The organism is Micromonospora sp. WMMA1998, from assembly GCF_027497375.1.
Lineage (GTDB): Bacteria > Actinomycetota > Actinomycetes > Mycobacteriales > Micromonosporaceae > Micromonospora > Micromonospora sediminicola.
In genome coordinates, this window is the sequence record NZ_CP114911.1 from 4,544,296 (window position 1) to 4,567,069 (window position 22,774).

Consider the following 22,774-nt stretch of genomic DNA (forward strand, 5'->3'; position numbering starts at 1 on the left):
GCTTCCGGTAGAGGAAGGGTCCCCTCTTAACACCCCGGGCGTGCGAGGGGCCCGGCGGTCGCTAGCGTGACGAGGTGACCACCGATCCGCTCGCCCCGCTGCTCGCGCTCGCCGACGTCGCGCCCGCCGTCGAGCGGGCCCGCGACCTGGTCGACCAGGCCCACCGGCACCGGGCGCTGCGCCGCCAGGGCGGGCAGGTCGCCGCCGAGGTCAGCCTCCGTTCGGCCGTGGCCAGCGCCGCGCTGGAGGGCCGCGACCACGACCGCGAGGAGGTACGCGCCGGCACGGTCACCGACCCGGTGCTCCAGGGCGCGCTGCGGGTGGCCGGCGCGCTGCCCGGGCTGAGCGACCTCTGGACCAGGGCCCCTCGGCAGGTGCTGGCCCGGCTGCACGTGCTCGCCGCCCGGGACGTGCTGACCGAGGAGGAACTCGGCCGCCCGGTCGCCGACCCCGTGGTGGCGGCCCGGCTCGACGGCCTCGCCGGCCTGGTGGCCGGGGGCACGAAGGTGCCGCCGCTGGTGCTCGCCGCCGTGGTGCACGGCGAACTGCTCAACCTGCGCCCGTTCCCCGGCCCGTCCGGCGTGGTGGCCCGGGCCGCCGCCCGGCTGGTGCTGATCTCCACCGGGTTCGACCCGCGTGGGCTGGTCGCGGTGGACGTCGGGCACCGCGAGCGGGAACCGGAATACGTCGGCGCGGCCGGCGCGTTCGCCACCGGCACCCCCGACGGCCTGCGCTCCTGGCTGCGTCACTACATGGCGGCGGTCGAGGTCGGGGCGGACCAGATCACGCTCATCGGCGACGAGATCCTCGCCGCGTCCTGACCTCCGGCCCGGCGGCCCTCAGGCGGTGGGCGCGGCGGCCCGGGTGCGGCGGTGCCGGCCGTACCAGGCGATGCCGATGGCCACCCCGACGCCCACGCCGAGCGCCGCCGCCGCGACCGGCACCGCCGGCCGCTCGCGCAGCCGGCGACCCAGCGGGATCGGGTGCCGGAACTCCAGCACCGGCCAGGCGTTCTCCACCGCCAGCTTGCGCAGCGCCCGGTCCGGGTTGACCACCGTCGGATGCCCCACGCACTCCAGCAACGGCCGATCGCTGTACGAGTCGGAGTACGCGTACGAGTCGCTCAGGTCGTAGTCACGCTCCAGGGCCAGCTCGCTGACGCCCTCGACCTTGCTCGGCCCGGCCGCGTAGAACTCGACCTCGCCGCTGTAGCGGCCGTCGACCACGGCCATCCGGGTGGCGATCACGTCGGTGATTCCGAGCAGCTCGCCGATCGGCCGGACCATCTCCTCGCCCGAGGCGGAGACCAGCACCACGTCCCGCCCGGCCGCCTGGTGCTCCTCGATCAGGGCGGCGGCCTCGGCGTACACGTAGGGGTTGATCAGCTCGTGCAGCGTCTCCGCGACGATCTGGCGGACCTGTTCCACCGGCCAGCCCTTGCAGAGCGTGGCCAGGTAGTCCCGGGTCCGGGCCATGGTCTGCTCGTCGGTGCCGCCCAGCCGGAACATCAGCTGCGCGTACGCCGACTTGACCACGTCACGCCGAGTGATCAGCCCGTCCCGGTAGAACGGCCGACCGAACGCCAGGGCGCTCGACTTGGCGATGACGGTCTTGTCGAGATCGAAGAAAGCGGCACTGCGGCCCACGGCGCGAAAGTCTAGCCGGACAGGCCCGGTGGAGCCGCCCGGCCGGGGTCAGGAAGACCGAGGTGCACCCTTCGGAGTGACGGCGGTCACATCCGTTGCGGTGGGAATTAGCTTTGCGTGGAGTGAACACCACTCGACGTATAAGGGTCCGCTGCGGCATGCTTGTCCTCACGACAGGAGTTCACGTCCCGTCGCCGCAGGCCCTCGGCGGTTGCACCCCCCGTGACCGCTGAGTCGGTTCGGCTCGACCCCCCCGGAGCCGAACCACAGACGACCCCCGTCTCCCCCCGACGGGGGTCGTCCCTTTCCGGGCCGCACCGCTTGTCGCCTCCCGCCACTGCTCCTCCGAAGCCGGGCCGCGGTGGCGGACGGCTGTGATCCCGGTCCGGGTCTGTCACATCGTGGCGCGCTGTCTCGACCTGTGGGTGCACGGTTCCGCCGACACCAGGGAGACCCATGTTCGCCGCGTACGTCGCCGTCACCGTCGTCGCCGCCGTCCTCACCGGGGCCGCGGCCGTGACCTACCTGGTCGGTCACCCGTACCCCAAGGCCCAGTTGGACATGAAGCGCCTGCCCCGCTCGTGGGCGCCGGTGCTGGGCACGCTGCTCGCGGCGGGTTCGTCGGGGTTGCTGGCCGGGTTCGCCGTGCCGCTGCTGGGCACGATCGCCGCCGCCGGCCTCGTGCTCTACTTCGTCGGCGCGTTCGTCGCCCACCTGCGGGGTGGCTCCCGCCAACTCGTCGGACCGGCCGTGTTCCTCGCCGTCTCGGTGGCTGCCCTGGCCCTGGGCCTCGGTCACCGCGGCCCGTGGTGACCCGCCGCGTCAGGTGGCAACGGTGGTTGAGCACGACCGGATGACCCGACCGGTCGTCAGCGGACCACGGCGCGCAGCGTCTCCCGCGCGGGCTCGAAGCAGACCAGGGCCCGCCCGCGCTCGTCGGTCACCACCCACGGATGCCCCACGTACGTCTGCTGCCGGTGGGTCTGCCCCGCCTGGAGCACCGCGTACCGGCGGCGTTGGCCGTCGTAGTCGAGCCAGTACACGACGACGGGCGCCGTGCGGGCGTTGACGAAGTCGACGAAGGTCTCCGGCCCGCCGCCGCTGGAGCGGAGCGTGGACTCGCGGGACGCCGGGAGTGGGGTGAGTTCACCGGGCCGGGGCGCGGGCGGCCGGGCGCTGGTGACCGACGGCCTCGGCGCCGGCGGGCGGCCGGTCGGGGTGGCGCGGCGGGGTGGTGCCGGCGGCCGGGTCGGCAGCGCGGCGCGGGTGGAGAGCGACACCGGCGCCGGCGAGTACGAGTCGGTCGGCAGCTCGGCCGCCGACGTGGGGTGCTCCGGGGACGCCAGGATCGCCTCGCCGCCGATCGGCGGGGGCAGGTCGGGGCGGCGGGGCATGGCGAAGAAGGTGAGCGCCCCGGCCAACACCACGACCACGATCCCGACCGCCACGGAGGCGCGCGTGGCCGGCGACAGGTCCCGCAGCCAGGCATCCCTGTCGGCCGCCCGTGCTGCCCGGGCGTGACGCCGGGCGGGCGGGGTCCCGGTGCCGTGCGGTGGATCGGTCATGGCCTCGATTCCACGAGCCGGTGCCGTCCGTGTCGCGGCAGGGGGATCCGATTATGCGCGACGGGCGAGGGCGGACGTCAATGGCTGGCGGTGCCACCCGCACTGTCCGGTGGGTCCGGGTGGACCGACCGCCCGGCCAGCGCTTTCGGACGATCGCCGCCGTCGGGTAGCGCGCCCGTCCCTAGCAGATCCACTCGTTCGGCGCGGTCTGTCCACAACCACTTCCGTCATCCACAGGGAGCGCTGACGGGAGGCGCCGGCCCGTCCGGGTGGGCAGGCTCCTGCACGGCACGTCCGAGTCCGACCGATGGAGGCCGCCATGCCGCCCCGCACCCCGCTCCCGCCGTACCGTCGCCTGCCACTGCTCGTGACGGCCGACGGTGACCTGCTCGACGAACTGCTGCGGCTCGCGGCCGCCGGCGGCACCGAGGTCGAGCTGGCGGCCGACCCGGCCGCCGCGCGGGCCCGTTGGGCGCCGGCCCCGCTGGTGCTGGTCGGCGCCGACCAGGCGGCGGCCTGCCTGCGGGCCCGCCTCCCGCGCCGCCCCCGCACGGTCCTGGTCGGTCGCGCGGGGCAGCTCGACCCGGGTACGGAGCTGGCCGAGCTGCTCGGCGCCGAACACGTGGCGACCCTGCCCGCGGCGGAGCCGTGGCTGGTCGACCGGCTCGCCGAGTGCGCGGTCGGGCCGGCCGGAGCGGCTCCGGGACGGGTGGTGGCGGTGCTGGGCGGGCGTGGCGGGGCCGGGGCGAGCGTGCTCGCCGGCGGGCTGGCCGTCAGCGCCGCCCGGGCTCGGCTGCGCACGCTCCTGGTCGACGCTGACCCGTTGGGCGGTGGGCTCGACCTGGTGCTCGGGTGGGAGCAGCTCGACGGGCTGCGGTGGCCCGAGCTGGCCGGCGCCGACGGTCGGGTCGACCCACCGTCACTGGTCCGCGCCCTACCGAGCCGAGGCGACCTGGTGGTGCTCTCGTGGGATCGGGGCGACCTGCGGCACCTGCCGGCCGAGGCGATGGCCGCCACGGTCGACGCCGGCCGGCGCGGGCGCGACATGGTGGTGCTCGACCTGCCCCGGCACCTGGACGACGCGGCGGTGATCGCCCTCCAGGCCGCCGATCGCGCGTTCCTCGTGGTCCCGGCGGAGCTGCGGGCCACCGCCGCCGCGGCCCGGGTGGCCGCCGCGGCGGCCCCGCACTGCGTCGACCTGGCGGTGATCGTGCGCGGTCCGGCGCCGGGCCGGCTACGCGCGGCCGAGGTGTCCCGCGCACTCGGTCTGCCCCTGGCCGGCACGCTGCGGCCCGAGCCCGGTCTCTGCCGGGGGCTGGAACGGGGCGAGGCCCCGGGCGCCACCGGCAAGGGCCCGCTCGCCGCGCTGTGCCAGCGGCTCGTCGACGAGCTGACCGGCCGGTCCGAGGCGGGTGCGGCGTGACCGGGCCCGCCCGCCCGGCGGAGCTGGCGGTCCGTGTCCGGCATCGGTTCGTCGCCGAGGACGCTCCGGTCACCGCCGCCGCGGTCGTCTCCGCCGTCCGCGCCGAGCCGTCCGCCGGTGTGCTCGGCGACACCAGCCTGCTGCGGATCGCCGACCGGGTGCACGACGACCTCGTCGGCGCCGGCCCGCTGGCGCCGCTGCTGGCCGACCCGGAGGTCACCGACGTGCTGGTGAACGGCGTCCGGGTCTGGGTGGACCGGGGGCGAGGTCTGCACCAGGTGGCCGTGCCGCTCGGCACCGTCGACGACGTACGCCGGCTGGCGCAGCGGCTGACCTCGGCCGCCGGTCGCCGGCTGGACGACGCCTCGCCCTTCGCCGACGCGCGGCTGCCCGACGGCACCCGGCTGCACGCGGTGCTGCCGCCGGTGGCGACCGACGGCCCCTACCTCTCGCTGCGCACCTTCCGCCAGCGGCCGTTCACCCTTGACGAACTGGTCGCCCGGGGCACCGTGCCGCGCCCGGTCGCCCCGCTGCTCGACGCCGTGGTGGCCGCCCGACTCGCGTACCTGGTCAGCGGTGGCACCGGCTCGGGCAAGACCACGCTGCTCAACACGCTGCTCGGGCTGGTGCCCGGCACCGAACGGATCGTGCTGGTGGAGGACGCCGCCGAGCTCCGGCCGGTGCATCCGCACGTGATCGGGCTCCAGGCGCGCACCACCAACGTGGAGGGCGTCGGGGCGGTCGGGCTTGGCGACCTGGTCCGGCAGGCGCTCCGGATGCGACCGGACCGGCTGGTGGTCGGCGAGTGTCGGGGCGCCGAGGTGGTCGACCTGCTGGCCGCGTTGAACACTGGCCACGACGGCGGGGCGGGCACGCTGCACGCCAACGCCCCGGCGGACGTGCCGGCCCGGCTGGAGGCGCTCGGGATGCTCGGCGGGCTGCCACGGGTGGCGCTGCACGCCCAGGTCGCGGCCGCCCTGCAGGTCGTCCTCCAGGTACGCCGGACCGGCGAGGGCCGGGTGCTCGACTCGATCGGCCTGCTCCTGCCCGAGGGGGCGGACCGGGTGGTGACCGTCGTGCCGGCCTGGATCCGGGGACGGGGTCTCGGTCTGGCCGCGCGGGCCCTCGGCAACCTGTTGCGCGAGCGGGGCGTGTCCGTGCCGCCGATCCTCCGCGTCGCCTGGCCCGGCTCGGCGGGCCCGTCGTGACCGGCGGGCTCTGGCTGGTGGTCGTGCTCCTGGCCGGCGCCGCGGCGACCGTCGCGTGGCCATCGCGCACCGGCCAGGTCCGGCGACGCGCGATTTTCGGCCTGCCGCCCGGCCTCGGACGTCCGCCGGCCGGCGGTCGCATTCCACCGATGGTCGGCCGGGCTGCTGGCCCGCGTGGCCGCCGCCCGGCCACCGACCCGCACGCGTCGGGATCCGGCCCAGGTCCGACCCCCGTCCGGTGGCCGTTCGGTCCGGCGCTCCCCGCCCGGCACGCGTTGCCGGTGGCGGCGCTGCTCGGCGGCGGGAGCGGAATGCTGCTCGGCGGCCCGGTGGCCGCACTGGTGCTGGCCGCCTACGGCACGCTCGCGGCCCGGGCGGTGTTGCGACGGCGCACCCGCCGGGCGGCCGACCTCGCGCACCGCCGCGACCTCGACCGGCTCGGCGCGGTCGCCGCCGACCTGCGGGCCGGCCTGCCCGTCGACGGGGTGCTCGACGACGGCGAGGGGCGCACCGCCCGACTCGCCCGGGCCGCGGTGCGGCTGGCCGACCGGACCGGTGCGCCCCTTGCCGAACTGCTCGAACGCGTCGAGGCCGATGCCCGCGCGGCCGACCGGGGTCTGGCTTCGGCGGCGGCCCAGGCGGCCGGCGCCCGGGCGACGGCGTGGCTGCTCGCCGCGCTGCCGCTCGGCGGGATCGGTCTCGGCTACGCCATCGGCGTCGACCCGGTGGCGGTGCTCCTGCACACCCCGGTGGGCGGAGGCAGCGCCCTGGCAGCCGTCGTTCTCCAGGTCGGCGGGCTCCTCTGGGCGGAGCGGCTCGGCGCGGGGCCCGGGCGGGCGGCGTGATGCCCCGGCAGGCGGTCGCCGTGGTCTGCCTCGTCGGCGCCGCGTCACTCCTCGGCGTGGCCGGGCCGGTCGTCCGGCCGGTCCGGCGGCTGCGCCGGCTCGCACCCGCCCAGGTGGCGGCCCGTCCGCCCTGGTGGCCGGATCGGATCCGGCTCGCCGCGATCCTGGCCGGGGCGGCCGTGTCCGTCGTCGTCGCCGGCTGGGCGGGCCTGGTCGCCGGGCTCCTGGCCGGTGTCGCCGCCGACCGTCTGCTGCGCCGGATCGAGCCCCGCGCCGCGCGGGAGCGGCGCCTGCGCGAGGTCGCCGACCTGCCGCTCGCCGCCGACCTGCTGGCCGCCGCGCTCCGCGCCGGCGCTCCGGTCGACCGCTCGGCGCTCGCGGTGGCGGAGGCACTCGGCGGGCCACTCGCCGACCGGCTGGGCCGGGTGGGCCGCACGATGGGCCTGGGCGGTACGGCCGCCGAAGCCTGGGCGCACCTGCGCACCGTCGTCGGGGCGGAGAGCCTGGTCCGGGCGGCGATCCGCTCCTCGAACAGCGGCGCCGCGCTGGCCGGTGCGCTCACTCGCCTCGCCGACGACCTGCGGGCCGAGCGGTCCATTGCCGCCGAGGCGGCGGCCCGGCGTGCGGGTGTGCTCATCGTGCTGCCGCTCGGGCTGTGTTTTCTGCCCGCCTTCATTCTCGCCGGTCTGGTGCCGGTGATCGTCGCCGTCCTCGGCGACGTGCTCTGAACCATCGAGAAAGGACGTACGAGATGCGCAAACTCCTCGCCCGGCTGCGGGGTGACGCCGGCATGAACACCGCGGAGTACGCCGTGGGCACGCTCGCCGCGGTCGCCTTCGCCGGGATCCTGTTGAAGGTGCTCACCTCCGGGAACGTGCAGTCCGCGTTGACCGCGGTGATCGACCGGGCCCTGAAGTGACCGGACGCCGGTGGGCCGGCCGGCGGTCCGGTCGGCGTACGGGTGCTCCGACGCCCCCGCTGGTCGGTGTCACGGCGCCGGGCCCCGGCCCGGCCGGTCGGCGGCGCTCGCGGGAGCGCGGATCGTTCACCGCCGAGCTGGCGGCCGGCCTGCCGGCGTTGATGCTCCTTCTCGTCGCCGGGCTCACCGCGGTCGACGCGGTCACCACCCGGGCGGCGTGCCTCGACGCGGCCCGGGAGGCGGCGCTCGCCGCCGCGCGCGGTGGGTCGGGGTCGACCGTCGGCGCCCGTCACGCCCCCGCCGGCGCGGCGGTGACGGTGAGCGTTGCCGGCGACCAGGTGACCGTGTCCGTCCGGGCGTCGGTCCGGACGTTCGGCGCGCGACTGCCCGGGCTGACCGTGTCGGGTGTCGCGGTGGCCGCCGTGGAACCCGGCACGCCCGGGCCCGTGTCGTGAGACCGGAAAGGTCGTCGACGCCGACCCGACACGCGTCGGCCGAGCGGGGCGGCGCGACGGTGTGCCTGCTCGCGATCGGTCTGGTGTTCGTCCTCGTCGGGCTGTTCGGGGCCGGGCTCGGCGCCGCCCGGTGCGCGCGTCACCAGGCTCGCGTCGCAGCCGACTTCGGCGCGCTCGCGGGGGCCGTCCGGGTGCTCGACGGCGTCGACGCCGCCTGTGCGCGGGCTGCCGTGCTGGTCTCGGCCAACGGCGGCCGACTGGCCGCGTGCCGGGTCGACGGGCTCGACCTGATCGTCACGGCTCAGGTGCGGGTGGTGCCCCTGCCCGGGCTCGCCCGCGTCGCCGCGGCCACGTCGCGGGCCGGCCCGGTCCGGGCCGTCGACGGGTGAGAACCGGTCCGGCCGGCGGCGCGTGTGGTGGTGCCGCGCCGCCGACCGGGGCGGAGGATCAGCGGGACTGGAGGGCGTCCAGGCCGACCGCCATGGCGATGACCAGCCGACGGTCGATCTGCGGGTGCTGGATGTCGACGACGTAGCGGTCGCGCAGGCCCCACTTCTTGTCGACCGAGAACACCGGCTGACCGCCGGCCAGGAAGTCGAAGTGGTAGGGCAGCCAGGAGAGCGAGTCGACGAAGCGGCGCAGCAGCGCCACCGGCAGGCTGCGCTCCTGCCCGGTCGCCGCCGGCAGGCCGGGCTGCTCGACGTGCCAGGTGGAGCGCAGCAGCGACTGGGCGAAGTCCTTGCGGAACAGGCCGATGGGGGTGCCGGCGTGATCGGTCACGTCGTAGGTGGCGCCGAGGTCGAGCCGCTGGCGGGCCTTGAAGCCGAGGAGGGGGTACTGCTTGGTGTCGTCGGTGTAGATGGTCACCTGCTCCTTGAAGGCGAGCCGCTTCTGCTGCGCGAACGCGAGCAGCCCGCCCTCGGAGCCGTCCGGTGCCACGGCGTGCACCTCGTACTGGTTGACCATCATCCGGATCCGCTGACGGACGATGAACCGGTGCTGGGCCTGCAGGTTGTCGAGCGACATCTGATCTCCTTCGAGGGGTCGCCGGAGTCTCGCACAGCGCGGCGACCGCCGCCCGCCCGCACGTCGACCCGCCCGTCCGCGCCCGTCCGCGCCGGGTCTGCGCCCGCCGCGCCCGGGCCGGTCCGGCTCGGCGAGGCGGGGCGTCCGCCCTCCTCCCGCGACCGGTCCGGCCACGCGGTCGGGCGGTGTGGACGCCGCCACCGCGCGAACCGGCAGGTGACGGGGTGGGTGACTCGCAACTCGCGGTCAGCGTCCGCCGTCGACCGTGGCCTTCATGGCCCAGCTGTTCAGCACCTGGTGGATGCCGCGCAGGCGTTCGTTGATCTGTTCCAGCCGCTCGGCCTGGGCCAGGTTCGCCAGCGCCGTGCCCAGCGCGATCTGCTGGTCCGGGGTGAGGTTCTCCTGGTCGATGGTGTAGAGCAGCTCGACGGTCTCGGCGATCGTGTCGGCCACGGCGGCACCTCCGGCGGCGGGACGGGTCTGGTTTCCTCGGCGCTACTGAAATGATGCATGGAAGCGCTCCCATGCATCAATGCCCCGCCGGTGCCACGCTCATGCACGCGTCCCACCCACCAGACCTCGGTACGGCACTCGCATGATCCACACCGGCTCGGCGATGTGGCGGGGTTGGCGGCCAGTCGATGTCGCCATTTCCCCGAGGTGGCGGCCGGTGAGGCCGGTCAGTCCGAAGCGCCGGACCCGGTGGGTGAGGGGAGAACCGTCCGTTCGCCCTGCCGCGGCAGCGTTCCGCTCCGGCCGGCGCCCGGACCGTCACCCCCCGGCCGGGCCTCGCCCGGACCGTCGCCCCCCGGCCGGGCCTCGCCCGGACCGTCGCCCCCGGGCCGGCCCGCGCCCGGACCGTCGCCCCCGGGCCGGCCCGCGCCGGCCGTGGCGAGGTTGGCGAGCACCACGTCGAGGACCTTGACCGCCTCCGGCTTGGCCAGCGGGTTGTTGCCGTTGCCGCACTTCGGGGACTGGACGCAGGACGGGCACCCGGTCTCGCAGCCGCACTCGACGATCGCGTCCCGGGTGGCACGCAGCCACCCGGCGGCCGTCCCGTAGGCCCGCTCGGCGAAGCCCGCCCCGCCCGGGTGGCCGTCGTAGACGAAGACGGTCGGCGCCTCGGTGTCCGGGTGCAGCGCAGTGGAGAGGCCGCCGATGTCCCACCGGTCGCAGGTCGCCATCAGCGGCAGCAGGCCGATCGCGGCGTGCTCGGCGGCGTGCAGCGCGCCCGGCACGTCCGCCGCCTGCACGCCGGCGGAGGCCAGCGACCCGGGGGAGAGTGTGAACCAGACCGCGACGGTGCGCAGCTCCCGCGCGGGCAGGTCCAGCGGGCGGGTGTCGATGACCTCGCCGGTGGCGATGCGCCGCCGCTGGTACGACACCACCTGGCTGGTCACGTCCACCTCGCCGAGGAACAGCCCGACCGGGCCGGCGTCCACGTACGAGCGGACCGAGACCACGGACAGCGAGGTCACGTCGCGGGCGTGGGTGGACCAGTCCGGCTCCTCGGCGTGCACGAGCGCGCACCCGTCGGCCAGGTCGAGCGAGTCGACCACGTAGGAGACGCCCTGATGCAGGTAGACCGCGCCGGTGTGCAGCAGGAAGTGCGCCGACCCGCCGTCGACGGTGCCGAGCAGCCGGCCGGTGGACTCCTCCACCACGCAGACCGGTGCGCCGCCCTCGCCGCGCAGGTCGACCTCGGGCCGTTCCCGGTGCCGCCAGTACCAGCCGGTGGGCCGCTGCCGCAGCGCCCCCGCCTCGACCAGCGAGTCCACCGCCTCCTTCGCGCCCTCGCCGAACAGGTCCAGGTCGGCCGGGGTAAGTGGGGCCTCGTGGGCGGCGCAGGCGAGTTGCGGCGCGAGCACGTACGGGTTGGCCGGGTCGAGCACGGTGGCCTCGACGGGTCGCCCGAACAGCGCCTCCGGGTGGTGCACCAGGTAGGTGTCGAGCGGGTCATCCCGGGCCACCAGCACCGCCAGGGCCTCGTCCCCGGAGCGCCCGGCCCGGCCGGCCTGCTGCCACAGCGACGCCCGGGTGCCGGGCCAGCCGCAGATCAGCACCGCGTCCAGCCCGACCAGGTCGACGCCGAGTTCGAGCGCGTTGGTGGAGGCGAGGCCGAGCAGGTCGCCGTGCAGCAGCGCCCGTTCCAGCTCCCGGCGTTCCTCGCGCAGGTAGCCGGCCCGGTAGGCGGCCACCCGGCCACCCAGCCCGGGCACCGCCTCGTCGAGCGCCCGGCGGGCGTTCGCGGCGACCACCTCGGCGCCCCGGCGGGACCGGACGAACGCGAGCGTGCGTACCCCCTCGACCACGCTGTCGGCGAGCAGGTCGGCGGTCTCCCGCAACGCGGAGCGCCGGACCTGGACGAGGTCGGCGTCGACGGACGAGTCGGTGGGCGGCAGCAGCGGCGGTTCCCAGAGCGCGAACGTCACCCCGCCGCGCGGCGAGGTGTCCTCGGTGACGGCGGTGACGGGCAGGCCGGTGAGCCGCCCGGCCGCCGTCGCCGGGTCGCCCGACGTGGCCGAGGCCAGCAAGAAGACGGGTGAACGCCCGAAGCGGGCGCACTGCCGGCGCAGCCGCCGCAGCACGTGTGCGACGTGCGAGCCGAAGACGCCCCGGTAGGTGTGGCACTCGTCGACCACCACGTACGCGAGCCGGCGCAGGAAGCCGGACCAGTGCGCGTGCCCGGGCAGGATGCCGTGGTGCAGCATGTCCGGGTTGGTCAGCACGAAGCGGGCGTGCCGGCGGATCCACTCCCGTTCGGCGCGTGGCGTGTCCCCGTCGTAGGTGGCGGGGCGTACCCCGTCGAGTTCCAGGCCGGCGACGGCGCGCAGCTGGTCGGCGGCGAGCGCCTTGGTGGGGGCCAGGTAGAGCACGGTGGCGCGCGGGTCGGCCAACAGCGTGCCGAGCGCCGGCAGCTGGTAGGCCAGGGACTTGCCGGACGCCGTGCCGGTGGCCACCACGACGTGCTGGCCCGCGTACGCCAGCTCGGCGGCCTCGGCCTGGTGCCGCCACGGGGCGGCGACGCCGCGGCGCGCGAACGCCGCCCGCAGCTCCTCGGGCGCCCAGCCGGGCCACCCGACCGGCTCGCCCGCGCGGGCCGGCACCCGCTCGACGTGGGTGACCGGGTCGGCGGCGTGCCGCAGGCGCAACCGGTGCAGCAGCTCGGCCGGCGCGCGCCGGGGGCCGGGCCTGTCGTTGGTCACGTCCTGCACTCTCGCACTGGTGTTCGGAATTGGGAACCGCAGGGTGGGGGTATGGGGAGGGCCTCGACCGGTGACCCGAGGGGTCGCACGGCGGGGATGGTTAGATGCCCAGGAGAGTTTACCGAGGAGGGGCCGATGGAGCTGTCGCTGGCGACCCGCACCGTGGGGGAGCACACGGTGCTCGAGGTCGGCGGTGAGGTGGATGTCTACACCGCCCCCCGCCTGCGCGAACGACTCCTGGAGCTGATCGACGGCGGGGCCCACCGCGTCGTCGTGGACCTGGGTCGGGTCGATTTCCTCGACTCGACCGGGCTCGGCGTGCTGGTCGGCGCGTTGAAGCGGCTGCGCGCGGCCGGCGGCTCGTTCGCCCTGGTCTGCGACAAGGAGCCGCTGCTCAAGATTTTCCGGATCACCGCCCTGGACCAGGTCTTCCCGTTGCACCCGACGGTCGACGCGGCCATCGCCGCCGACACCACCGGCGCGTGATGGCGACCGTCAAGCTGTCCTTCTCCCCGGCCCCGGTGCACGTGCGCACCGCCCGTCTGGTCGGCGTCGCGGTGGCCCGGCGGGCCGGGGTACGCGAGGACCTGCTCGACGAGGTGCGTCTGGCCATCGGTGAGGCGTGCACCCGGGCGGTGGCGCTGCACCGGCAGTACGGGCTGGCCGAGCCGGTCTACGTGGAGATGTCCGACGGCGGCGGCTACTCGGTGCGGGTGGTGGACCGGGCCCCGATCGAGGCGGGCCTCGGGCTGGCCGCGCTCGGCCCGGACGAGCTGGCGAAGGAGTCGCTCAGCGAGGACGCGCTCACCACCGGGGTGGGCTTCGCCCTGCTCGCCGGTTTCGTGGAGGACCTCCAGGTCCGCCCGGTCGACGACGGTGTCGGCACCGAGGTCCGGATGGCCTGGCCGGCCGGCCGCGCCTGAACCTGTCCGCCCGCAGGCCGCGTTCCCCGTCGGGGAGCGCGGCCTCGTCGTGTCGACCGCCCTATATATCAGATTTCCTCGCATAACACAGTTACGAAGATCATCGAGACACGGTGCCCCCTCGGTGTGACCCTCACCACGCCGGAGGGCTACAGTACCCGGGTTGTCAGCAAGTGATCGCTGCCCGCGGCCAGCGGAAACGGGTGGATGGCGCGCGCTGGCGAGTTCGCATCCAGGCGTCGGCCCGTGCGTCTCCACGAGTCGGCGCGAGTGTTCGGTACAGGAGGACATAGATGTCCGGGACCTTGGCCGCCGACGGCGGCGCCCTGTCCCTTACCGGAGCCAACGTGACGTACGTCGTCATCGCCGCGGTCATCGCGCTGGTGGCGCTCGTCTTCGCGGCCGCCCTCACCAGGGCGGTCCTGGCAGCCGGTACGGGAACCACCAACATGCAGGAGATCTCCGGGGCGGTGCAGGAGGGCGCGTCCGCGTACCTGCTGCGGCAGTTCCGCACCCTGGCGATCTTCGTGGTGATCGCCGTCGTGCTGCTCTTCCTGCTGCCGGTGCACGACACCGACGGCAACGAGACCCTGGTGAAGATCGGCCGGTCGGCGTTCTTCGTGGTGGGTGCGCTGTTCAGCGCGTTCATCGGCGGCGCCGGCATGTGGCTGGCCACCCGGGCCAACCTGCGGGTCGCCGCGGCCGCCCGGGAGCGCGAAGGCGGGCGCGAGGGCGCCATGAAGATCGCGTTCCGCACCGGCGGCGTGGTCGGCTTCCTCACCGTCGGCCTCGGCCTGTTCGGCGCGGCGCTGGTCGTCATCCTGTTCCGGGGTGACGCCCCCACCGTGCTGGAGGGCTTCGGCTTCGGCGCCGCGCTGCTGGCCATGTTCATGCGGGTCGGCGGCGGCATCTTCACCAAGGCCGCCGACGTCGGCGCCGACCTGGTCGGCAAGGTCGAGCAGGGCATCCCGGAGGACGACCCGCGCAACGCCGCCACCATCGCCGACAACGTGGGCGACAACGTCGGCGACTGCGCCGGCATGGCCGCCGACCTGTTCGAGTCGTACGCGGTCACGCTCGTCGCCGCGCTGATCCTGGGTCGCGCCGCGTTCGGCGAGGACGGCCTGGTCTTCCCGCTGATCATCTCCACCATCGGTGTGCTGGTCGCGATCGTCGGCGTCTTCATCACCCGGCTGCGTACCAGCGACCGCAACGGCCTGACCGCGATCAACCGGGCCTTCTACCTCTCCGCGGTGATCTCCGCGGTGCTGGTGGCGATCGCCGCGTTCGCGTACCTGCCGGCGACGTTCGGCGAGCTGGAGGGCGGGCTGACCGACGTCGACCGCAACCCGCGGCTGGTGGCCATCGGCGCGGTCGTGATCGGCATCGTGCTGGCCGCCGCGATCCAGGCGCTGACCGGTTACTTCACCGAGACCAACCGGCGCCCGGTGCAGGACATCGGCAAGAGCTCGCAGACCGGCGCGGCCACCGTCATCCTCGCCGGCATCAGCGTCGGCCTGGAATCGGCGGTCTACTCCGCGCTGCTCATCGGCGCCGGCGTGTTCGGCGCGTTCCTGCTCGGCGGCAGCTCCATCACGCTCTCGCTGTTCGCGGTCGCGCTGGCCGGCACCGGCCTGCTCACCACCGTCGGCGTCATCGTCGCCATGGACACGTTCGGCCCGATCTCCGACAACGCGCAGGGCGTGGCCGAGATGTCCGGTGACATCGACGAGCACGGCGCGCGGACGCTGACCGAGCTGGACGCGGTCGGCAACACCACCAAGGCGATCACCAAGGGCATCGCGATCGCCACCGCGGTGCTGGCCGCGACCGCGCTGTTCGGCTCGTACACCGACACGCTGCGGACCTCGTACGCGGACGCGGGCGTGGGCGACGTCGGCGCCGAGATCCTCAATTCGCTGAACGTGGCCAACCCGCGCAACCTGGTCGGCCTCATCATCGGCGCGGCGGTGGTCTTCCTCTTCTCCGGCCTGGCCATCAACGCGGTCTCCCGCTCGGCCGGCGCCGTGGTGATGGAGGTGCGGCGGCAGTTCCGCGAGCTGCCCGGCATCATGGACCGCACCCAGCGGCCCGAGTACGGCAAGGTCGTGGACATCTGCACCCGGGACGCGCAGCGCGAGCTGATGACCCCCGGCCTGCTGGCCATCCTGGCCCCGATCGCGGTCGGCTTCGGCCTCGGCCCGGGCGCGCTGGCCTCCTACCTGGCCGGCGCGATCGGCGCGGGCACGCTGATGGCGGTGTTCCTGGCCAACTCCGGTGGCGCCTGGGACAACGCCAAGAAGCTGGTCGAGGACGGCGCCTACGGCGGCAAGGGTTCCGAGGCGCACTCCGCCACGGTCATCGGCGACACCGTCGGCGACCCGTTCAAGGACACCGCCGGCCCGGCGATCAACCCGCTGATCAAGGTGATGAACCTGGTCTCGCTGCTGATCGCCCCGGCCGTGGTGGCCTGGAGCGTGGGCGACGACAAGAACCCCGCGCTGCGTATCACGATCGCCGTGGTGGCCGCGCTGATCATCGCCGCGGCGGTGGTGTTCAGCAAGCGCAAGGGCGTCGCCATGGACAACTCCGACAGCGGTGCGGGCACCCCGGACCAGCGCCCGGAGACGGTCAACGCCTGAGTGACGCGACGGTTCCCGGTCGGCCCCGGCCGGCCGGGAACCGTGCCGTCCGGCGGTCCCGTGCACGAAACCTGACCGGTGGCAGTTCCTCCCTGAGGTCGTACGCTGCAACGCATGCGTACGCGCCGGGCGGCAACCGCCGGAAAGCTCACGGTGGTCCTGGCCACGCTGGTCCTCGTCGTCGCCGGGTGCGGCGGTCCCAGCCCGCGCGCCTGGGCGGCGTCGGTCTGCCAGGCGCTCACCCCCTGGCGGGCGGAGATCTCCAAGCTCACCAGCAGCACCCAGCAGCAGATGACCGCGCGGACCACCCCGGCGCAGGCCAGGGAGAACCTGGTCCGGCTCTTCGCCGGCGCCGAACAGGCCAGCGAGACGGCCCGGCGCAAGGTCGAGGAGGCGGGCGTGCCGGAGGTCGAGCACGGCGACGAGGTGTCGGCCGGGTTCCGTGGCTCGCTGAGCAAGATGCGGGACGCGTACGGGCGGGCCCGGGACACCATCGACGGGCTCGACACCGCCCAGGCCGGTCCGTTCTACGACGGCGTGCGCGCCGCCGTGGACACGCTCAACAAGGAGTACGACGCGAGCGCGCTGGACACCAGCAGGCTCAACTCGCCCGAACTGAAAGAGGCCTTCGACGAGGTCCCGGAGTGTCGCTGACCCCTCCCACCCCGAAACCGGCCCGCCAGCCCTCGCTCTTCTCCACCGAGGCGGCCGACCCCGCGCTGGCGGATCTCGCCGGCCTGCTCGCCGGGCCGGGCGAGGTGGTGCGGATGGGCGGTACCGCCCGGATCTCCGTGGTGGTGGACGCCGCCTGGCGGGTGCACGTGCTGGTGGCCGAGCTGGGCGCGCGGGGCGTGCCGGCGAGCTGGGAGCCGACCGAGGACGGCCGGCACCGGGTGCGCACCGCGTACTCGACCACGCTGGCACCGCTCGCGCGGGCCTGGCTGCGCGGTGCCGCGAAGCGACCACCGGCCCGGTTCCACCTGGACGGGCGGCGGCTGCGGCTCTGGGCGGCGGCGGCCGGGACGGCCGAACCGGCCGGGTTCCGGCTCCGGCTCGGTCCCGACGACGAGCCGTGCTGGCCGTCGGTGCGGGCGGCGCTGGCGGCGGTCGGGCTGCCGGCCGCGTTCGTCGAACCGGGCGAGGGCGGGCCTGCGTACCGGATCGGGGGACGGCGGATGAACCGGCTCGCGGAGCTGGTCGGGGAGCGTCCGTCGGCCGCCCCGGCGGCCGAGTGGCCGGGCTCGCACGGCTGATCCGCCGACGCAACCCCACCGGCTGTCCGATCCCGGACACGCCCGGCGGTGGTTTGGGCCGGAAAACGACGGGTGACCGCTCCGCCGGGGGTGCGCGATCGTCACAGTGACCCGCCCGGTGCCCTACCCACGGTGTACGGTGGCGCCGTCCGGCAGGGTGCGGCCGGGGCGCCGGGGGAGGCGGCCCGTTTGCCGCCCACGAAACCCGGGACGCGGACGGCGCGTTACGTTGGACATCCGGACCGCCGGCGGTCCGGATGGGCGAAACACGGCCCGAAGCGGGCGTGGCGTAGGAGTGAGGTCGGGGAGAGACGTGCCGAGCAACGCTGGAACCACCCGTCTGGTCATCGTCGAGTCACCGGCGAAGGCCAAGACGATCTCGGGCTACCTCGGCCCGGGGTACGTCGTGGAGGCCAGCTTCGGCCACGTCCGGGACCTGCCCCGCAACGCCGCCGACGTGCCGGCCAAGTACAAGGGTGAGCCCTGGGCCCGGCTCGGCGTCGACGTCGACAACGGCTTCCACGCGCTCTACGTGGTCTCCGCCGACCGGAAGCAGCAGATCAGCAAGCTGGTGAAGCTGGCCAAGGAGGTCGACGAGATCTTCCTGGCCACGGATGAGGACCGCGAGGGCGAGGCGATCGCCTGGCACCTGGTGGAGACGCTCAAGCCCAAGGTGCCGGTCAAGCGGATGGTCTTCCACGAGATCACCAAGCCGGCCATCCAGGCCGCGGTGGCGAACCCTCGGGAGATCGACCGCGACCTGGTGGACGCCCAGGAGGCGCGGCGGATCCTGGACCGGCTCTACGGCTACGAGGTCTCCCCCGTGCTGTGGAAGAAGGTCATGCCGAAGCTCTCGGCGGGCCGGGTGCAGTCCGTGGCGACCCGGATCGTGGTCGAGCGGGAGCGCCAGCGGATGGCGTTCCGCACCGCCGAATACTGGGACATCCTGGCCACCCTGGCGGTGGCGAAGCCGGGCGAGGGGCCGCGTACCTTCAACGCCACCCTGGTCGCGCTGAACGGCGACCGGATCGCCACCGGCAAGGACTTCGAGCCGACCACGGGCCGCGTTCGCGCCGGCGCGGGCGTCGTGCACCTCGACGAGAGCGGGGCCCGAGGGCTGGCCGCCCGCCTCGCGGACCGGCCGTTCACGGTCACCCGGGTCGAGGAGAAGCCCTACCGTCGCCGCCCGTACGCGCCGTTCATCACCTCCACGCTCCAGCAGGAGGCGGCCCGCAAGCTGCGGTTCTCGTCGCAGCAGACGATGCGCACCGCGCAGCGGCTCTACGAGAACGGCTACATCACCTACATGCGTACCGACTCGGTGAACCTGTCGGAGACCGCCATCACGGCGGCCCGCCGGCAGATCGTCGAGCTGTACGGCGAGCGCAGCGTGCCGCCGGAGCCGCGCCGCTACACCGGCAAGGTGAAGAACGCCCAGGAGGCGCACGAGGCGATCCGCCCGGCGGGGGACAACTTCCGCACCCCGGGCGACGTGGCCAAGGAGCTGTCCGCCGAGGAGTTCAAGCTCTACGAGCTGATCTGGCGGCGCACCATCGCCTCGCAGATGACCGACGCGGTCGGCTCCAGCGTCTCGGTGCGTATCCGGGCCGTCTCCTCCGCCCAGGAGGAGGCCGACTTCGGCGCCACCGGCAAGACCATCACCGACCCGGGCTTCCTGCGCGCGTACGTCGAGTCCAGCGACGACGAGAACGCCGAGGCGGAGGACGCCGAGCGGCGGCTGCCCACGCTGGTCAAGGACCAGCCGCTCACCGCCGACGAGCTGGCCGCGCAGGGCCACCACACCCAGCCGCCGTCGCGCTACACCGAGGCGTCGCTGGTCAAGGCGCTGGAGGAGTTGGGCATCGGCCGCCCCTCCACGTACGCGTCGATCATGCAGACCATCCAGGACCGTGGATACGTGGTCAAGCGCGGCCAGGCCATGATCCCGTCGTTCCTGGCATTCGCGGTGATCGGGCTGATGGAGCGGCACTACCCGCGCCTGATCGACTACGACTTCACCGCCAGCATGGAGAACGAGCTGGACGAGATCGCCGGCGGCGACCACGCCGCCGTCGACTTCCTCACCTCCTTCTACTTCGGCAGCGCCAACGGCACCGGCGACCAGGCCATCGCGCACGCCGGCGGGCTGAAGAAGCTGGTCACCGAGAACCTCAGCGAGATCGACGCGCGCAGCGTCAACTCGATCCCGCTGTTCACCGACGACGAGGGCCGCGAGGTCGTCGTCCGGGTCGGCCGGTACGGGCCGTACCTCCAGCGCGAACTGCCGGGCGGCGAGCAGGTCACGCCCGCCGGTGAGGGCGAGGAGGGCGGCCCGCAGGGTGACCGGGCGCCGATCCCGGAGGGCCTGGCGCCCGACGAGCTGACCCCGGAGAAGGTGCACGAGCTGTTCCTCGGCGGCGGCGGTGAGCGCAAGCTCGGCGACGACCCGTCGACCGGCGAGCCGATCGTGCTCAAGTCCGGCCGGTTCGGCCCGTACGTGGCCAGCGGCGATCGCAAGTCGTCGCTGCTGCGCTCGCAGTCGCCGGACAGCCTCACCCTGGACCAGGCGTTGCAGCTGCTCAGCCTGCCCCGGCTGGTCGGTGTGGCCCCGGACGGCGTGGAGGTCTTCGCCAACAACGGTCGCTACGGGCCATACGTGAAGCGGGGCGAGGAGTTCCGCTCGCTGGAGTCCGAGGACAAGATGTTCACGGTCACCCTCGACGAGGCGCTGGCCCTGCTCGCCGCCCCGAAGACGCGTGGTCGTCGCGCCGCCGCGCCGCCGCTGCGGGAGATGGGCGCCGACCCGCTGACCGAGAAGCCGCTGGTGATCAAGGACGGGCGCTTCGGGCCGTACGTGACCGACGGCGAGTTCAACGCGTCGTTGCGGCGCGGGCAGACGCCGGAGGAGCTGACGCTGGAGCAGGCGTCGGAGATGCTCGCCGAGAAGCGGGCGAAGGGTCCGGCCCCGAAGAAGAAGGCGGCGAAGAAGGCCGCCCCCGCCAAGAAGACCACCGCCGCGAAGAAGACCACAACCGCGGCCAAGAAGACCACAGCCGCCAAGAAGGCCCCCGCGAAAAAGGCCGCCCCCAAGAAGGCGACCTCAACCCCGAAGGAGTGACCCGTCCCCAAGATCTTGGAAGGAAACGGCCCCTATGAGGGCCCTTTTCTTCCAAGATCTTGCGGTTGTCCACGGGGGCGGCGGAGAAGGGCACCGGGCGGGCAGTGTCGGGTGGGTGGCGGGTTCCTGGGCGGGGATGCGGCGGGCGCTGCCGTCGGATGACGCGGACGAATTGACCTGGATTCTCTTCCGGCAGGAGGACGTGCTCAGCCTCCAGCAGGCACGGGCGCATCTCACCCGCAGGGCGATCCGTCACCGGGTGACGACCGGGCGGTGGCGGCAGGCGCATCGCGCGGTTCTCGTCGCGCACAACGGTCCGGTCGGTCCCGCCCAGCTCCGGTGGATCGCGGTGCTGGCGGCCGGTCCCACCGCGCTCCTGGCGGGCATGACCGCGGCTCAGGCGGGCGGGCTGCGTGGATTCCCGGACCGGGTGGTCCATCTGCTCCTGCCCGCCACGACCCGTCGATCCCCGCTGCCGACCGGTGTGCTGGCGCACCGGACGACCCATCTGCCCGACACCGATGTGGTGCCGGTCGTGGCGCCGCCCCAGACGGCGGCGGCCCGATCGGTGATCGACGCGGCGCAGTGGGCGTCGACCGACACGCAGGCCCGCACGATCGTCGCGGCCGCCTTTCAGCAGCGGCTGGTGGGTGGCGACGACCTGCACGAGGTGGTGGAGCGGATGCCCAGGATCCGTCGCCGGCGTCTGATCCTGTCCACCGCCACCGATGCGGCCGGCGGTGCACACTCCCTCGGCGAACTGGACCTGCTCGGTCTCGTACGCGACGCCGGCCTGCCCGAACCGACGCGCCAGGTGATCCGTCGCGACTCCTCCGGCCGCCGGCGCTACCTCGACGCATACTTCGAGCAGTGGCGGGTGCACGTCGAGGTGGACGGCGGGCAGCATCTGGATCCGGCGCACGCCTGGGCGGACATGCGGCGGCAGAACGATCTGTGGGTCGAGGGCGACCGCGTGCTCCGCTTCCCCTCGTGGGCCCTGCGCGCCGATCCAACAACAGTTGTCGCCCAACTCCGCGCCGCCCTACGGGCCGCCGGGTGGCCGGGATGACGACCGGAGCAGATCTTGGAAGATGAAGGCCCCCGGGAGAGCCCTCCGCTTCCAAGATCTGGTCAGGAGCCGAGGATCTGGCGCAGGTATGGGTTCGTGAAGAGGTTGTGGGGGTCGAGGCGGGTGCGGAGGGACTGGAAGTCGGCGAACCTCGGGTAGGCGGTGGCCAGGGACTCCGCGTCCCGCCAGTGCAGCTTGCCCCAGTGCGGACGCCCGCCCAACTCGGTCGCCACCTGCTCGAACGCGCGGAAGTACGGCTCGTACGGCATCCCCACGTACTGGTGCACGGCGATGTACGCGGAGTCCCGCCCGTAGGAGTGGGACAGCCAGATGTCGTCGGCGGCGGTGAACCGCACCTCGACCGGGAACAGCACCTTGAACGGCATCCGGTCGACGATCCGGCGCAGCTCCGCGAGCGCGGTGGGCAGCGCGTCGCGGGGCAGCCCGTACTCCATCTCCACGAAACGGACCCGGCGCGGGGTGCAGAAGACGCGGTCGGAGCGGCCGGTGTAGGTGCGTTCGGTGAGCGCGCGGGCGGAGACGGCGCTGATCCGGGGCGCGAGGGCGGGCACGGCCCGGCCGAGCCGGCAGGCGCCGGCGAAGACGGTGTTGGAGAGGAACTCGTCATCCAGCCAGCCACGCCAGCGGGGCAGCGGCCGGTCGTCGGCGGGTACTCGGTCGTTGGCCTTGACCTGCACCCGGTCCGTGTAGGGGAACCAGTAGAACTCGGCGTGGTCGTGCCGCTCGTAGAGGCCCGGGAGGTCGTCGAGCACCTCGGCGAGCGGGGCCGGCCGTTCGTGCGCGCGCAGCACGAAGGCGTCCACGCAGCGCAGCGTGACCTCGACCAGCACGCCGACCGCGCCGAGCCCGACCCGGGCGGCGTCGAACACGTCGCGGTGCTCCTCGGCCGAACAGCGCAGCACCTCACCGGTGCCGGTGACCAGCGTCAGCGCGGTCACGAAGGTGGAGAGGCAACCGAGCTTGCCGCCGGTGCCGTGGGTGCCGGTGGAGAGCGCGCCGGCGATGGTCTGGGCGTCGATGTCGCCGAGGTTGGGCATCGCCAGCCCGTGCCCGGCGAGCAGTTCGTTGAGCGTGTGCAGCGTCATCCCGGCCGGTACGGTGACCAGGCGGCGCGGCACGTCGACGGTGACGTCGGTCTCCAGGTCGGCGAGGTCCAGCCGGTGCCCGTCGGCCACGGCGGCGGCGGTGAAGGAGTGACCGCTGCCGATCGCCCGGACCGTCCGACCGGCGGCGCCGGCCTGGCGGACCGCCTCGGCGACGTCGTCGACCGTCCGCGGACGCACGGTGAGGAGCGCCGTGCTGTGCTGGTTGCCGGCCCAGTTGGACCAGGCGACGGGGGTACCGGTCATGACGGCCACTCCTCGACATGAATATGAACTGAATTCATATCAGGAACGTTGTGCCTGGTAAATACCGCAATCGAGCCCGGCTCGTTGTACCGGTAGTCACAGACTC

21 protein-coding genes and 1 pseudogene are annotated in these 22,774 nt (G+C 74.2%); 16 read left to right on the forward strand and 6 right to left on the reverse strand.

The window, feature by feature from the left end; translation table 11 throughout:
• Positions 1-74: 74 nt before the first annotated feature.
• Positions 75-821 (forward strand): oxidoreductase, encoded by a 747-nt coding sequence (locus O7600_RS20870; RefSeq protein ID WP_281589812.1) that lies wholly within the window; start codon positions 75-77, stop codon positions 819-821.
• A gap of 18 nt (positions 822-839) precedes the next feature.
• Here O7600_RS20870 and O7600_RS20875 read toward each other — a convergent pair whose 3' ends face one another.
• Complete coding sequence (locus O7600_RS20875) at positions 840-1,646, reverse strand: HAD-IB family hydrolase (RefSeq protein ID WP_091583594.1); 807 nt, start codon at positions 1,644-1,646, stop codon at positions 840-842.
• A 456-nt stretch (positions 1,647-2,102) separates the two neighbouring features.
• Here O7600_RS20875 and O7600_RS20880 point away from each other — a divergent pair, with 456 nt between their 5' ends.
• The gene (locus tag O7600_RS20880; RefSeq protein WP_281589815.1) at positions 2,103-2,459 is read left to right on the forward strand and encodes a DoxX family protein; all 357 of its coding nucleotides are present in this window, start codon (positions 2,103-2,105) and stop codon (positions 2,457-2,459) included.
• 56 nt (positions 2,460-2,515) lie between these two features.
• Here the strand turns inward: O7600_RS20880 and O7600_RS20885 are convergent, their stop codons facing one another.
• Positions 2,516-3,211, reverse strand: coding sequence for a hypothetical protein (locus tag O7600_RS20885; protein WP_281589817.1), 696 nt, complete (start codon positions 3,209-3,211; stop codon positions 2,516-2,518).
• 319 nt (positions 3,212-3,530) lie between these two features.
• On the opposite strand from O7600_RS20885, the gene ssd reads away from it, so the two are divergent.
• The 7 genes and pseudogenes from ssd (at position 3,531) to O7600_RS20920 (ending at position 8,450) form a co-directional block, all read left to right on the forward strand.
• A complete protein-coding gene (ssd, locus tag O7600_RS20890; RefSeq protein ID WP_281589819.1) occupies positions 3,531-4,634 on the forward strand; it encodes a septum site-determining protein Ssd in 1,104 nt (367 codons plus the stop codon).
• A 23-nt stretch (positions 4,635-4,657) separates the two neighbouring features.
• Positions 4,658-5,842, forward strand: coding sequence for a TadA family conjugal transfer-associated ATPase (locus O7600_RS20895; RefSeq protein WP_281594219.1), 1,185 nt, complete (start codon positions 4,658-4,660; stop codon positions 5,840-5,842).
• A 266-nt stretch (positions 5,843-6,108) separates the two neighbouring features.
• Positions 6,109-6,687 (forward strand): annotated as a pseudogene (locus O7600_RS20900) (hypothetical protein); the annotation flags it as partial.
• The gene (locus tag O7600_RS20905) at positions 6,687-7,415 is read left to right on the forward strand and encodes a type II secretion system F family protein (protein ID WP_281589821.1); all 729 of its coding nucleotides are present in this window, start codon (positions 6,687-6,689) and stop codon (positions 7,413-7,415) included. The pseudogene O7600_RS20900 and the gene O7600_RS20905, both read left to right, overlap by 1 nt.
• A 23-nt stretch (positions 7,416-7,438) precedes the next feature.
• Entirely contained in the window at positions 7,439-7,606 is a 168-nt protein-coding gene (locus O7600_RS20910; protein WP_076470820.1) for a DUF4244 domain-containing protein, read from the forward strand.
• A gap of 59 nt (positions 7,607-7,665) precedes the next feature.
• A complete protein-coding gene (locus O7600_RS20915; protein WP_281594220.1) occupies positions 7,666-8,061 on the forward strand; it encodes a TadE family type IV pilus minor pilin in 396 nt (131 codons plus the stop codon).
• Positions 8,058-8,450, forward strand: a complete 393-nt coding sequence (locus tag O7600_RS20920) for an Rv3654c family TadE-like protein (RefSeq protein WP_281589828.1) — start codon at positions 8,058-8,060, stop codon at positions 8,448-8,450. The genes O7600_RS20915 and O7600_RS20920 overlap by 4 nt, the downstream gene beginning before the upstream one ends.
• Positions 8,451-8,508: 58 nt before the next feature.
• Here O7600_RS20920 and O7600_RS20925 read toward each other — a convergent pair whose 3' ends face one another.
• The 3 genes from O7600_RS20925 to O7600_RS20935 form a co-directional block, all read right to left on the reverse strand.
• Complete coding sequence (locus tag O7600_RS20925; protein WP_099162876.1) at positions 8,509-9,087, reverse strand: hypothetical protein; 579 nt, start codon at positions 9,085-9,087, stop codon at positions 8,509-8,511.
• A 246-nt stretch (positions 9,088-9,333) separates the two neighbouring features.
• Positions 9,334-9,540: a hypothetical protein gene (locus O7600_RS20930; RefSeq protein WP_099162875.1), complete on the reverse strand. Its 207-nt coding sequence runs from the start codon at positions 9,538-9,540 to the stop codon at positions 9,334-9,336.
• 227 nt (positions 9,541-9,767) lie between these two features.
• Positions 9,768-12,293, reverse strand: coding sequence for a DEAD/DEAH box helicase (locus O7600_RS20935; protein WP_281589830.1), 2,526 nt, complete (start codon positions 12,291-12,293; stop codon positions 9,768-9,770).
• Between the two features lie 135 nt (positions 12,294-12,428).
• Here O7600_RS20935 and O7600_RS20940 point away from each other — a divergent pair, with 135 nt between their 5' ends.
• The 7 genes from O7600_RS20940 to O7600_RS20970 all read left to right on the forward strand — a co-directional run bounded on the left by O7600_RS20940 (position 12,429) and on the right by O7600_RS20970 (position 21,298).
• Complete coding sequence (locus O7600_RS20940; RefSeq protein ID WP_091583567.1) at positions 12,429-12,779, forward strand: STAS domain-containing protein; 351 nt, start codon at positions 12,429-12,431, stop codon at positions 12,777-12,779.
• On the forward strand, positions 12,779-13,216 hold the full coding sequence (locus O7600_RS20945; RefSeq protein WP_099162872.1) for an ATP-binding protein: 438 nt from the start codon (positions 12,779-12,781) through the stop codon (positions 13,214-13,216). The genes O7600_RS20940 and O7600_RS20945 overlap by 1 nt, the downstream gene beginning before the upstream one ends.
• A 293-nt stretch (positions 13,217-13,509) precedes the next feature.
• Complete coding sequence (locus O7600_RS20950) at positions 13,510-15,858, forward strand: sodium-translocating pyrophosphatase (protein ID WP_281589832.1); 2,349 nt, start codon at positions 13,510-13,512, stop codon at positions 15,856-15,858.
• A gap of 114 nt (positions 15,859-15,972) precedes the next feature.
• Entirely contained in the window at positions 15,973-16,512 is a 540-nt protein-coding gene (locus tag O7600_RS20955) for a hypothetical protein (RefSeq protein ID WP_281589834.1), read from the forward strand.
• The gene (locus tag O7600_RS20960; RefSeq protein WP_281589836.1) at positions 16,503-17,111 is read left to right on the forward strand and encodes a hypothetical protein; all 609 of its coding nucleotides are present in this window, start codon (positions 16,503-16,505) and stop codon (positions 17,109-17,111) included. Before O7600_RS20955 ends, O7600_RS20960 begins: the two co-directional genes overlap by 10 nt.
• Before the next feature lie 313 nt (positions 17,112-17,424).
• Positions 17,425-20,229, forward strand: coding sequence for a type I DNA topoisomerase (gene topA, locus O7600_RS20965; protein ID WP_281589838.1), 2,805 nt, complete (start codon positions 17,425-17,427; stop codon positions 20,227-20,229).
• A 115-nt stretch (positions 20,230-20,344) separates the two neighbouring features.
• Entirely contained in the window at positions 20,345-21,298 is a 954-nt protein-coding gene (locus O7600_RS20970; protein WP_281589840.1) for a DUF559 domain-containing protein, read from the forward strand.
• A gap of 62 nt (positions 21,299-21,360) precedes the next feature.
• Here O7600_RS20970 and O7600_RS20975 read toward each other — a convergent pair whose 3' ends face one another.
• Positions 21,361-22,668, reverse strand: a complete 1,308-nt coding sequence (locus O7600_RS20975) for a D-arabinono-1,4-lactone oxidase (protein WP_281589842.1) — start codon at positions 22,666-22,668, stop codon at positions 21,361-21,363.
• Positions 22,669-22,774 lie beyond the last annotated feature (106 nt).

Coding starts and splice junctions, on each gene's coding strand:
- O7600_RS20880 (WP_281589815.1), top strand. CDS start 2,103: ATGTTCGCCGCGTACGTCGCCGTCACCGTCGTCGCCGCCGTCCTCACC.
- O7600_RS20885 (WP_281589817.1), bottom strand. CDS start 3,211: ATGACCGATCCACCGCACGGCACCGGGACCCCGCCCGCCCGGCGTCAC.
- ssd (WP_281589819.1), top strand. CDS start 3,531: ATGCCGCCCCGCACCCCGCTCCCGCCGTACCGTCGCCTGCCACTGCTC.
- O7600_RS20905 (WP_281589821.1), top strand. CDS start 6,687: ATGCCCCGGCAGGCGGTCGCCGTGGTCTGCCTCGTCGGCGCCGCGTCA.
- O7600_RS20910 (WP_076470820.1), top strand. CDS start 7,439: ATGCGCAAACTCCTCGCCCGGCTGCGGGGTGACGCCGGCATGAACACC.
- O7600_RS20925 (WP_099162876.1), bottom strand. CDS start 9,087: ATGTCGCTCGACAACCTGCAGGCCCAGCACCGGTTCATCGTCCGTCAG.
- O7600_RS20940 (WP_091583567.1), top strand. CDS start 12,429: ATGGAGCTGTCGCTGGCGACCCGCACCGTGGGGGAGCACACGGTGCTC.
- O7600_RS20945 (WP_099162872.1), top strand. CDS start 12,779: ATGGCGACCGTCAAGCTGTCCTTCTCCCCGGCCCCGGTGCACGTGCGC.
- O7600_RS20950 (WP_281589832.1), top strand. CDS start 13,510: ATGTCCGGGACCTTGGCCGCCGACGGCGGCGCCCTGTCCCTTACCGGA.
- O7600_RS20955 (WP_281589834.1), top strand. CDS start 15,973: ATGCGTACGCGCCGGGCGGCAACCGCCGGAAAGCTCACGGTGGTCCTG.
- O7600_RS20975 (WP_281589842.1), bottom strand. CDS start 22,668: ATGACCGGTACCCCCGTCGCCTGGTCCAACTGGGCCGGCAACCAGCAC.